The following is an 11,576-nucleotide window of genomic DNA, read 5'->3' as shown; positions in this document are numbered from 1 at the left end:
TTCCTGTTGAAGGCTTAGAGCGCACGCACCTGGCCGATGGGCAGCGGCTGGGCACTCTCGCCGATACCGTTCACCAGCGGCGCACCGAACTCATCGAGGCTGATCCGAAAGCGATCCCCCGGCTGTGTCTTCACACCGTCGGCGAACGACAGGGTAGCGGTGCCGAAGTAATGCACATGGACATCACCCGGCCGCAAGAACTGCGCGTACTTGAAATGGTGAAATTCCAGGTTGGCCAGGCTGTGGCACATGTTGTCCTCGCCGCTGAGAAAAGCCTTCTCCCAGAGGGTTTCGCCATTGCGCTCGATGCGACTGGTGCCGACCAGATGCCTGGGCAACTCACCGACGCGCAGCTCCGGGCCGTAGGAGCAACTGCGCAGTTTCGAGTGGGCGAGGTACAGGTAATTGCGCCGCTCCATGACGTGGTCGGAGAACTCATTGCCCAAGGCATAACCGATGCGATACGGCAGGCCATCGTCGCCAATCACATAGAGACCGGTCAGCTCCGGCTCTTCACCGGCATCTTCGGCAAACGGAGGCACCGGGAAGTCCGCGCCGGGGTGCACGACGATGCTGCCGTCACCCTTGTAGAACCATTCCGGTTGCGCACCGACCTGCCCCGGCGCCGGCTTTCCGCCCTCGATCCCCCATTTGAAAATGCGCATGGTGTCGGTCATGCCGGCCTCGACCTCACCGTCATGCTGGTGCATCTTGTCCCGCGCCGAGGCGCTGCCCAGATGTGTCAGGCCGGTGCCGCTGATCAGGCAGTGGGCCGGATCTTCGTGATCCAGCGGCGGCAGGACTTTGCCTTGGTGCAACAGCGCTGCGTAATCCGGGCCCGGCTCGGTGCCGCGCGAAGCGACTTCTTCATGCAGGCTGCGATTGCCACGGATCGCTGCAAGCGCCAGTTCCCGGGTATTGCGGGTTCCTTTGAGCACTTGAACAAGTGCCCCATCGACGACGCCGACCTGGCGCTCTCCGGCGGAGTTTTCAAATTGAATCAGGCGCATGGTGGCCTCCAGATAGTCAGGGTAGGCGCCGCTCATTTGCGGCGCGTCCAGGTCACTCGATGATGTTGAAGTCGCTCAGGTATTCGTCGGAGATTTCCAGGCCCAGGCCCGGAGTGTTGTCGTCGAGCTGGATGTACCCGTTGACCGGTTGCGGCTCGCCCTTGAACACGTAGTAGAAGAGTTCGTTGCCAACCTCGACGTCGAACACCGGGAAAAACTCGGCCATCGGCGAGGCGGTGGTGGACATCGTCAAGTGGTAGTTGTGCATCTGCCCGGCGTGGGGAATGACCGGCACCGACCAGGCTTCGGCCATGGCGTTGATCTTGCGCGCGGCAGTGATGCCGCCGACGCGGTTGGTGTCGTACTGGATGACGTCGACGGCGCGGCGTTCCAACAGGTCTTTGAAGCCGTAGGAGGTGAACTCGTGCTCGCCTCCTGAGATCGGCATGATCCCCATCTTCTTCAGTTCGATGTAGCCTTCGATGTCGTCGGCGATCACCGGTTCTTCCAGCCAGCGCGGTTCGAACTCGGCCAGTTTCGGCAACATGCGCCTCGCGTATTCCAGGGTCCAGCCCATGTAGCATTCGAGCATGATATCGACGTCAGGGCCGGCCAATTCCCGCAGGGCGCGCACTTGTTCGATGTTGCGGCGCATCCCCGCCGGACCGTCTTTCGGACCGTAGCCAAAGCGCATCTTCAGCGCGGTGAAACCCTGGTTGAGATAGCCCTGGGCCTCTTCGAGAAACAGATCGAGGTTGTCGTTGGCGTAGAGCTTGGAAGCGTAGGTCCAGATCTTTTCCTTGGTGCGACCGCCGAGCAACTTGAACACCGGCTTGTTGACGGCCTTGCCCATGATGTCCCAGATCGCGATGTCGATCGCCGAGATCGCCGCCATGCCGATGCCTTTTCGGCCCCAGGCGTGACTCTGACGGTACATTTTCTGCCAGATGTATTCGTTGTCGAAAGGGTCTTCGCCAATGGCGATCGGTGCCAGGTAGGTGTCGATGATTTCCTTGGCCACACGCGGTGCCAGGGCGCAGTTACCGATACCGACGAGGCCGTTGTCGGTCTCGACTTCCACCACCAGCCAGCCGTGGAAACGGAAGGAGCCCATCGCGTCGCCGCGCTCGAACAGGATGTCGCTGGCGTTGGTGCAGAAGTGCGCCTGGGGCGGGACGACTTTGCCCTTCCACTCGAAAACGCGGGTACGGATCGCTTTGATTTTCATGAAATACAGTTCCTTGGGCTGCGGCTTCTTGTCATTGTCGGTCGTGTGCGCAGAGCCTTTTCAGGAAGGGGCTCCGGCATCCGATGGGCCGACTTTAGCCAGCGTCCGAGGACTGCGGATAATCACTTATGCGTATCCGGCGATAGCCTGAGGTGATAGCAAATCCGAGTAAGAGAGCAGATCGGGTTATCAGCCATACACAAACAAATGTGGGAGCGAGCCTGCTCGCGAAAACGGTGTATCAGCCACTGGAAATGTGGCTGTACTACCGTGATCGCGAGCAGGCTCGCTCCCACAACGGACCGCATTGATTTCAGGATCAGTGCCGGTTGCGTCCCATCCGGCATGCGATTTCGAAGGCCTGGCGCGTAGCACCGACGTTGGCCTTGCCCTGCCCCGCGATATCAAAAGCGGTGCCGTGGGCCGGGGTGGTGATCGGAATCGGCAAGCCGCCCTGCACCGTCACGCCACGGGAGAAACCCATCAACTTGATCGCGATCTGGCCTTGGTCGTGATACATGGTCACGACAGCATCGAAGGCATTGGCATCGCCCTGGACCTTGAGAAAGATCGTGTCTGCCGGATACGGCCCTTGTGCCGCGATGCCCAGCGCCTGCGCCGAGCGTACGGCCGGACCGATGATGTCCAGCTCCTCGCGACCGAACGAACCGTTGTCGCCGTTGTGCGGGTTCAAGCCGCAAACACCGATTCGCGGTTGCTCCAGGCCATTGCGCTTGAGGGCGGTGTCGATCAGTTGAATCGCTTCCACCACCCGCTGCTCACTGAGCAGGCCCGGCACTGCGGACAGGGCCACATGGGAGGTCACGCGTGAAGTCCAAAGGTTGTCGAGCACGTTGAATTCGCAGAACGGTCCGTGGAAATCCAGCAGCTCGGCAAACCAGTGCAATTCATCGCTGTGGGCCATGCCCGCCATGTGCAGCGAGGTCTTGTTCAGCGGCCCGAACAGGACCGCGTCGGTGGTCCCGGCTTCGGTCAGGCGCAGGGCCTTTTCCAGGGTGTCGAGGCTGTAGCGACCGCCAATCACGCTGGCCTCGCTACGGGGGAACTCGCCGACCGTGTCGCCGCGAAAGTCATGGAACAGCGGCGTGTCATCGACGAACTCCAACACGTCCAGTGTCTCCACCCGGCGATAAGGAAACTCGCTGCCGGCGATGCGCATGCCGCGACGCATTTCCGCTTCGTCGGCAATCAGAATGATGTTGGCCTTGCTGCGTATCTCGGGCTCGGCGAGCAAGCGTGCAATCAATTCCGGGCCAATGCCAGCCGGGTCACCCAGGACCATGGCGATAGCGGTTTTTTTCATGCTTCACTCCTCAAGGGTCCCATGCCACGCCCGGTCATGACGCAAAGCTCTCGTCCTGAGCCATGACACGTACCCCGTTTGTTATTGTTGTGAAATGCCGTCGGCCTGAAGACGTTGCCGAGCACTATCGGAGGCCTGGCGATAACCGTCTAATCAAAACTTGAAATCAGGTGATAGCTTCGGGTTATGGCACCGCGCGCTTTCAGCCTTCGGGTTCTATTTCGGCTTGTTTCAAAAAAGCCCCAGCCCTCGACATCTGGACGATGTCCACCCGCTCCTTTTTGCGAGCTATAACCTCAGGCTATCGGTGTATGTATTGTTTTGACTAGACGCGGCGCCGGCACCTTTCCACACTCAGGCCAGGCTTGCGGCTTCATCGCGCAGACAAGTCACTCATAACAACGACAAAAACGAGGCCCATCATGCGAAATGCATTCGTCCGTCGCACATCGCGTCTTCTTCTAGGCGGCGCCCTGATTGCCGTCGGCGTCCTTCCCGCCCTTGCCCACGCCGCCTGGCAACCGGACAAGAATGTCGAAATCGTCGTCGCCGGCGGCCCGGGTGGCGGAACCGACCAGCTCGGTCGCCTGATCCAGTCGATCATCACCACCCATAAGCTGCTCGACGTCAACACCATTGTCCTCAACAAGGGTGGCGGCAACGGTGCCGAGGCCTTCCTCGACATGAAGATGAACAAGGGCGATGCAGAGAAACTGGTGATTGCCACCAATAACGTTTACCTGTTGCCGCTGGTTTCCAAGCTCGGCTACCAATGGCAGGAACTGACCCCGATTGCCGCCGTGGCCGAAGATGACTTTATCCTCTGGAGCTACAAGGGCGCGCCGTGGAAAGACGCGAAAGGTTTCTACGAAGCGGCCAAGACCGACCCGGCGAAGCTGCGCATGGGGGGCAGCCAGTCCAAGGACGTCGACCAGACCCTCACCCTGCTGCTCAACCAGACCAACAACAGCAAACTGGTGTACATCCCGTTCAAGAGCGGCAGTGAAGCCGCGACCCAACTGGCCGGCAAACACATCGCGGCCAACGTCAACAACCCCAGTGAAAGCATCAGCCAATGGCGCGGTGATCAAGTCGAACCGCTCTGCGTATTCAGCAAGGAGCGCATGAGCTACACCGAGAAAGTCGCCGGAAACAAAGCCTGGGCCGATGTTCCAACCTGCCACGAACAGGGCCTGGGCATCGATCAGTACCGCTTCCCGCGTACGGTGTTCATGCCCGGCGATGTCAGTGCCGAACAACGGGCCTTTTATGTCGAACTGATGCGCAAAGTCACGCAGACCGATGAGTTCAAGGCCTACGTCAAACAGAACGCGCTGGTGCCGACGTTCCTTGAAGGCGAGCCCCTGACCGCCTACATCGAAAAGGACGTCGCCCGCGTCACCCCGGTGTTCAAGGAAGCCGGCTGGCTGAAAAACTGAAGTTGCCAGGGCCGCTCGCCCCAGGGCGGTCGTCACCTACTGGAGGTGTTTGATGTCCCATTCTTCGGATTCACCGGCGCTGGTCGGTACCCGTTGGGTCGAGCTCGGCCTGACGCTGTTTACTACCCTGCTCGGTGCCGTGGTGATGTTCGGCAGTGTCGAACAAGGCATCGGCTGGGGCGATGCCGGCCCTGAACCGGGTTACTTCCCGTTCTATATCGGCCTGATACTGAGTGCGGCGAGCGTCGCCAACGGCGTGCTGACGGTGGTGCGCTGGCAGGCCCTGAGCGTTGCATTCCTCACCCGTAGTGCGTTCAAGCAAGTGCTATCGGTTTTCCTGCCCATTGCCCTGTTCGTCGGTGCGATGCCCTTCACCGGCATCTACCTCGCGTCGGCCTGCTTCATTGCCTGGTTCATGTGGCGCGACAAGGTCCGCGCCAAGCCTTACGGCAAGTGGATGATCGGTGCGGTTGCCCTCGGTGCGGCGCTCGCCAGCTACCTGATTTTCGCGCTGTGGTTCAAGGTCCCGCTGGATGCCGGCCCAATAGGCGACTGGATTGCCCTGGCCGGGAGAACCTTCAAATGAGCGAGTTCGATTCCCTGTTGCAGGGCATGAACCTGATCCTGACCCCGGGCCACATCGGTCTGATGGTGATCGGCGTTCTGCTGGGCATCCTGGTCGGTGTGCTGCCCGGTCTCGGCGCGCCCAATGGCGTGGCGCTGTTGCTGCCCTTGACCTTCACCATGTCGCCGGTGTCGGCGATCATCCTGCTGTCGTGCATGTACTGGGGCGCGCTGTTTGGCGGCTCGATCACCTCGATCCTGTTCAACATTCCTGGCGAGCCTTCATCGGTGGCGACCACCTTCGACGGTTATCCGATGGCCCGCGAAGGCCGGGCTGCCGAGGCGTTGACCGCCGCGTTCAGCTCGGCGCTGATCGGTGCGTTGTGCGGGGTGTTGTTGCTGACGTTCCTGTCGACAAAAATCGCAGCGTTCGCCATGTCCTTCAGCTCGCCGGAGTTCTTCGCGGTGTACCTGTTGGCGTTCTGCACCTTCATCGGCATGAGCAAGAACCCGCCATTAAAAACCGTGGTCGCGATGATGATCGGCTTCGCCATGGCGGCAGTCGGCATGGACACGGTTTCCGGCAACCTGCGCCTGACGTTCGACCAGCCGATCCTGATGACCGGGATCAGTTTTGAAGTGGCGGTGATCGGCCTGTTCGGCATCGGAGAAATTCTCTGCACAGTCGAGGAAGGCCTGGTGTTTCGTGGCGAACATGCGCGCATCACACCGATGGTGATTTTGCGCACCTGGGCCAGGTTGCCGCGTTATTGGTGGACGATTGTGCGCAGCACACTGGTCGGTTGCTGGATGGGCATCACCCCCGGCGGCCCGACGGCGGCATCGTTCATGAGCTACAGCCTGGCGCGACGTTTCTCGAAAAACCGCGACAACTTCGGCAAAGGCGAGATCGAAGGGGTGATCGCCCCGGAAACCGCCGACCACGCTGCCGGCACCAGCGCGCTGCTGCCGATGCTGACGCTGGGCATTCCGGGTTCCGCCACGGCAGCGGTGATGCTCGGTGGCTTGATGATCTGGGGCCTGCACCCTGGGCCGACGCTGTTCGTCGAGCAACACGACTTTGTCTGGGGCCTGATCGCCAGCATGTACCTGGGCAACGTGGTCAGCCTGATCGTGGTGTTGGCCACCGTGCCGTTGTTTGCTTCGATCCTGCGCATTCCGTTCTCGATCATCGCGCCGATCATCATCATGGTCTGCGCCATCGGTGCGTACTCGGTGCACAACTCGTTCTTCGACGTGGTACTGATGCTGGGCTTCGGTGCGCTGGGTTACCTGTTCAAGAAACTCGGCTATCCGATTGCGCCGCTGGTGCTGGCAGCCGTCCTGGGGGACAAGGCCGAAGACGCATTCCGTCAGTCGATGCTGTTTTCTGACGGACAGCTGGGAATTTTCTGGTCCAACCCATTGGTGGGCAGCCTGACCACCGCCGCGCTGCTGATGCTGTTCTGGCCGCTGATCTCCAAGGCACTGGGCCTGCTGGTGGGCTTGCGCAAACCCCACGTCGCCGAGGCGAAATCATTGCTGTGACTCGGCACTGCTGGTAACGCCTGGCATTTATTGTCAGGCTTGCCACGGACTTTCCAGCGAGTACCGCCCATGACCCGAATTCCTGTTGCCAATGTCATCCATAGTCGACTGCGTCTGCGCCAACTGCGGCTGATGCTGGCATTGCAGGAATTAGGTTCTCTGCGCCGCGCAGCCGACCACATCGGCATGACCCAACCGGCTGCCACCAAAATGCTGCACGAAGCCGAGGACTTGCTCGGCGTCGAGCTGTTCGAACGCCTGCCCCGTGGCATGCGCTCCACCCCATTCGGGGAAACCGTCATTTACTACGCGCGTATGGTCTTCGCCGAGCTCAGCGGCATGCGCGAAGAACTGGTGGCACTCGAATCCGGCAACCTCGGCCGGGTGGCAGTCGGCGCCATTCCGGCACTGGCTTCGGGACTGCTGACGCGCACCATCGCGACCTTGAAACAAAGCCATCCCCGCTTGTCCATGAGCATCCAGGTCGACACCAGCGACGTGCTGGTACAAGCGCTGTTGCAGGATCAACTGGACATTGTCCTCGGCCGTATTCCCGCCGGTGCCCGCGCCGAAGAGTTGCTCTTCGACAGCCTCGGGGAAGAGGCGCTGTGTGTCATTTGTGGCGCGCAGAATCCGTTGGCGCAGGCGAGCCGACTGGGCTGGGCCGAGCTACAGAGCATGACCTGGGTGTTGCAACAACACCCAAGCCCGATGCGCGCAATCATCAACCAGGTGTTTCACAACGCCCGGGTCGATATCCCCAGCAGCATCGTCGAAACCACCTCGATCATGACCTTGCTCTCATTGGTCCAGCAGACCGACATGCTCGGCGTCACCCCGATATCGGTCGTCGAGGATTATCCAGGTCGTGACTTGCTCGCCGTGTTGCCGATCAAGTTCGAAGCCCGGTTGCCACCGTACGGATTGATCACCCGCCGCCATCGCATTCAGTCATCGGCGATGCAGGCGTTCATGAATTCGGTACGTGCCGAGCATGCGTTATTGAACTGAAAGGCCCGCGTCGGACGGCCGATCAGCCAATCGACGAGGCCAGCCCCTGCATGAACTTTTCTTCACCCCACATCCTCGCGGGATTCGCTAACATCGCCTCGCTCATTCAAGAAACTAAGGTTTTAGCCCGCTCTCCCGCGGGCTTTTTTTTGCCTGCATTTCAGGCCGAGTCGCCCGCTGTGCCCCCTGCCTTTCCCGATGTAGAAAAAAATCTTACAGATCCCTCCGTTTCCGCCGATAAAGCTCCGTTACACGTTTTTGCTGGCTCTTAACAACAACAATCTTCCAGCCAACCGACGATAAGCAGCACAACGTTCCTGGAGGAATTTGATGAATAGCTGGTTTGGCAACATTAGCGTCAACATGAAATTGGGCCTGGGCTTCGGCCTGGTGCTGGTCCTGACCTGCCTGCTGGCCCTGACCAGCTGGACCAGCCTTGGCGGCCTGATCGACCGCAGCAACTGGATGAGCGACATCACCCAGCTCAACGCCGGCCTGACCAAACTGCGCGTGACTCGCCTGCAATACATGCTGGCCAACGGTGACGAAACCGCTGCACAGAATGTGCAAACCACCCTCGACGGTTTCGTCGCGCAACAGAACGCGCTGCTCAACAGCTTCAAGAGCCCGGAAAACGTCAAGCTGCTCAGAGAGCAGAGCGCGACCATCAGCGCCTATCAGGTATCACTGAACAAAATGCGCAGCGCCTACCGCACCGGTAACAGCGCTCGTGATGTCATGGGGGCGAACGCCGAAACGGCCTACAAGCTGATCGAGGCCATCGACGCCGACGTGAAGCAAATGGCCCTCAACGATGAACGCTTCGCCCAGTTCCAGGCCATCACTGAAGCCAAGCAGGCGTTCATGCTCGCTCGTTATGAAGTGCGCGGCTACACCGCCAACCCCAACGCCGATACCGAACGCAAGGCCTTCGCCCAACTGGACGCGGCGATTGCTTCGCTCAAGCCGCTGAACGAATATTTTGCCAGCGTCCATCAGGACGAACTGCGTCAGCTGGAAACCACCCTGGTGCAATACCGCAGCGCCGTGCAGGCCTTCAAATCGGCCACGGCCGACGTGGTGCAGGCGCGCAAGGAAATGACCGACCAGGGCGCGACCATCGTTTCCCTGAGCGAACAGCTGTACCAGATCCAACTCGACCGTCGCGACGCCGAAAGCGCCCAGGCGCGTACGTTGCAACTGGTCAGTACATTGCTGGCGTTGTTGGTCGGCATCATTGCTGCCGTCATCATCACCCGCCAGATCACCCGTCCGCTGCGCGAAACCCTGACCGTGGTCGAACGCATCGCCAGTGGCGACCTGTCGCAGGATGTGATCGTCACCCGTCGCGATGAGCTGGGCGTACTGCAACAGGGCATCGCGCGCATGGGCGTGACCCTGCGCGACCTCATCAGCGGCATCCGTGATGGCGTGACTCAGATCGCCAGCGCCGCCGAAGAATTGTCGGCGGTCACCGAACAGACCAGTGCCGGGGTCAACAGCCAGAAAGTCGAGACCGACCAGGTCGCAACCGCCATGCACGAAATGACCGCCACGGTGCAGGAAGTTGCCCGCAACGCCGAAGAAGCCTCCCAGGCAGCGGCCGCCGCCGACGGCGAAGCCCGTGCCGGCGACCAGGTGGTCAGCGAAGCCATTGCCCAGATCGAACGCCTGGCCAGTGAAGTGGTGCGCTCCACCGACGCCATGAGCGTGCTGCAACAGGAGAGCGACAAGATTGGCGCAGTGATGGATGTGATCAAGGCCGTGGCCGAACAGACCAACCTGCTGGCACTCAACGCCGCCATCGAAGCCGCCCGCGCCGGTGAAGCCGGTCGTGGCTTTGCGGTCGTCGCCGACGAAGTCCGTGGCCTGGCCCAACGCACCCAGAAATCCACCGAGGAAATCGAAGGCCTGGTGGCCGGCCTGCAGAACGGCACCCAGCAAGTGGCCGCCGTGATGAACAACAGCCGCAACCTCACCGACAGCAGCGTGGCCCTCACCCGCAAGGCCGGCGTATCACTGGAGAACATCACCCGTACGGTGTCGAACATCCAGTCGATGAACCAGCAGATCGCCGCCGCCGCCGAGCAGCAAAGCGCCGTGGCCGAAGAGATCAGCCGCAGCATCATCAACGTGCGCGACGTGTCCGAACAGACCGCCGCCGCCAGCGAAGAAACCGCAGCGTCCAGCGTTGAACTGGCGCGGCTTGGCAGTCAATTGCAGCAGATGGTCAGTCATTTCAGGGTTTGATTACAAAAGCGCCCGCTTCCAACAGAAAGCGGGCGCTTTACGTAGCGATGCGGCTCATGCGCACCACGGATTGATTACCTCGACTCCTGGAAACTCGAAATCTCTTATATTGCGCGTAGCAACCGCAGCACCGTGAGCTCGGCAAATCGCTGCGATTTGCGCATCGGCCATGCCAACCGCCTTACCCTTGGCCTCGCATGAAGCGACAAGAGTTGCGTACTCAACAGCCGCATGGGCATCAAAAGACAGGATCCTGCCGGCAAAATCCTCTTCGAAGATGGCCATGGCATGGGATTCGAGCTTCTGCTTTCGCTTGCCGAAAGGCAGCCGAGCTATGCCATGAAGAATTTCCGCTACCGTGACAGCGCAGATAACCAGATCCATTGCGGGCTGCAAATCGACCCAAGTTAGAACCTTCGTGTCCGGCTCAGCGCGCATGAATTCGGAGATAACATTGGTATCGAGCAATATCATTCAGAGAAATCCACCGCCTTGGCTTTTTCGTCACGGGACGGTAGATCCAGCTCAACGCCCCCCAAAGCACTGAACCTGTTTCGAATACGGCTCCCAAGTCCTCCCGCAGGGCTTACCGTCGCTAGCGCGCGCCCCAAAATAAGACGAGCCTCTTCCTCCATGGAATGACCGTTATGAGCTGCGGCAATACGCAGCTGTTCTTTGATTTGATCATCAAGATTTCGAATCGTAATACTGGCCATAACGTCCCTGCAATCAATGAAATCATTGATTGCAGGCTAGTCGAAGACTCATCAAGTTGTCCAGCCACCGTTACACACTGATCGCATTGGTAAACACCAACCGATTCCCGAACGGATCACTGATGGTCATGTCCTGGCTACCCCATGGCATGGCCTGGATTTGCGGGTGGGCGTAGCGGTATTGCTTGGCCATCAACTGTTGCTGGAATGCTTCCAGCTCATCGGTCTCGATCCGCAGCGCCGAGCCCGGTGTGCAATCGCCGTGGTGTTCGGACAGGTGCAGCACGCAATCACCGCGCGATACTTGCAGGTACAGCGGATAGTCGTCACCAAAGCGATGTTGCCAGTCGACGGTAAAGCCCAGGAAATCGACATAGAACGCCAAGGCCTTGGTTTCATCGAAAATCCGCAGGATCGGGGTGGTCTTACCGAAGCTCATGGGTTGCTCCCTGGCTGAAATGACCCAGTTTAGATGGGTTGACCCCA

The 11,576-nt window shown here is 60.1% G+C and carries 11 protein-coding genes and 1 pseudogene; 6 read left to right on the top strand and 6 right to left on the bottom strand.

The window, feature by feature from the left end:
* Positions 1-14: 14 nt before the first annotated feature.
* From araD1 to J3P86_RS03375, 3 genes are all read right to left on the bottom strand, one after another.
* The gene (gene araD1, locus J3P86_RS03385; RefSeq protein WP_434626261.1) at positions 15-1,010 is read right to left on the bottom strand and encodes an AraD1 family protein; all 996 of its coding nucleotides are present in this window, start codon (positions 1,008-1,010) and stop codon (positions 15-17) included.
* A 52-nt stretch (positions 1,011-1,062) separates the two neighbouring features.
* Positions 1,063-2,238 (bottom strand): L-rhamnonate dehydratase, encoded by a 1,176-nt coding sequence (locus tag J3P86_RS03380; RefSeq protein WP_305496980.1) that lies wholly within the window; start codon positions 2,236-2,238, stop codon positions 1,063-1,065.
* Positions 2,239-2,557: 319 nt separating this feature from the next.
* Positions 2,558-3,562: a 4-hydroxythreonine-4-phosphate dehydrogenase PdxA gene (locus tag J3P86_RS03375; RefSeq protein WP_434699418.1), complete on the bottom strand. Its 1,005-nt coding sequence runs from the start codon at positions 3,560-3,562 to the stop codon at positions 2,558-2,560.
* Positions 3,563-3,984: 422 nt separating this feature from the next.
* Here J3P86_RS03375 and J3P86_RS03370 point away from each other — a divergent pair, with 422 nt between their 5' ends.
* From J3P86_RS03370 to J3P86_RS03345, 6 genes and pseudogenes are all read left to right on the top strand, one after another.
* Complete coding sequence (locus J3P86_RS03370; protein WP_434626263.1) at positions 3,985-5,001, top strand: Bug family tripartite tricarboxylate transporter substrate binding protein; 1,017 nt, start codon at positions 3,985-3,987, stop codon at positions 4,999-5,001.
* Positions 5,002-5,053: 52 nt separating this feature from the next.
* The gene (locus tag J3P86_RS03365; RefSeq protein ID WP_434569883.1) at positions 5,054-5,587 is read left to right on the top strand and encodes a tripartite tricarboxylate transporter TctB family protein; all 534 of its coding nucleotides are present in this window, start codon (positions 5,054-5,056) and stop codon (positions 5,585-5,587) included.
* Positions 5,584-7,113: a tripartite tricarboxylate transporter permease gene (locus J3P86_RS03360; protein ID WP_434626264.1), complete on the top strand. Its 1,530-nt coding sequence runs from the start codon at positions 5,584-5,586 to the stop codon at positions 7,111-7,113. The genes J3P86_RS03365 and J3P86_RS03360 overlap by 4 nt, the downstream gene beginning before the upstream one ends.
* A gap of 69 nt (positions 7,114-7,182) precedes the next feature.
* Entirely contained in the window at positions 7,183-8,124 is a 942-nt protein-coding gene (locus J3P86_RS03355) for a LysR family transcriptional regulator (protein WP_434626265.1), read from the top strand.
* Between the two features lie 330 nt (positions 8,125-8,454).
* Positions 8,455-9,468, top strand: a pseudogene (locus J3P86_RS03350) (methyl-accepting chemotaxis protein); the annotation flags it as partial.
* Positions 9,469-9,510: 42 nt separating this feature from the next.
* Positions 9,511-10,374 (top strand): methyl-accepting chemotaxis protein, encoded by an 864-nt coding sequence (locus tag J3P86_RS03345; protein WP_434604984.1) that lies wholly within the window; start codon positions 9,511-9,513, stop codon positions 10,372-10,374.
* 54 nt (positions 10,375-10,428) lie between these two features.
* Here the strand turns inward: J3P86_RS03345 and J3P86_RS03340 are convergent, their stop codons facing one another.
* The 3 genes from J3P86_RS03340 to J3P86_RS03330 all read right to left on the bottom strand — a co-directional run bounded on the left by J3P86_RS03340 (position 10,429) and on the right by J3P86_RS03330 (position 11,529).
* Complete coding sequence (locus J3P86_RS03340; RefSeq protein WP_305496990.1) at positions 10,429-10,848, bottom strand: type II toxin-antitoxin system VapC family toxin; 420 nt, start codon at positions 10,846-10,848, stop codon at positions 10,429-10,431.
* A complete protein-coding gene (locus J3P86_RS03335; RefSeq protein WP_305496991.1) occupies positions 10,845-11,090 on the bottom strand; it encodes a FitA-like ribbon-helix-helix domain-containing protein in 246 nt (81 codons plus the stop codon). Before J3P86_RS03335 ends, J3P86_RS03340 begins: the two co-directional genes overlap by 4 nt.
* A 70-nt stretch (positions 11,091-11,160) precedes the next feature.
* Positions 11,161-11,529, bottom strand: a complete 369-nt coding sequence (locus tag J3P86_RS03330) for a glyoxalase superfamily protein (protein ID WP_434569886.1) — start codon at positions 11,527-11,529, stop codon at positions 11,161-11,163.
* Positions 11,530-11,576: the final 47 nt, after the last annotated feature.

Source organism: Pseudomonas sp. D1-1 (genome assembly GCF_051132225.1).
Classification (GTDB): Bacteria; Pseudomonadota; Gammaproteobacteria; order Pseudomonadales; family Pseudomonadaceae; genus Aquipseudomonas.
This window is presented reverse-complemented; position numbering and strand designations above follow the sequence as displayed.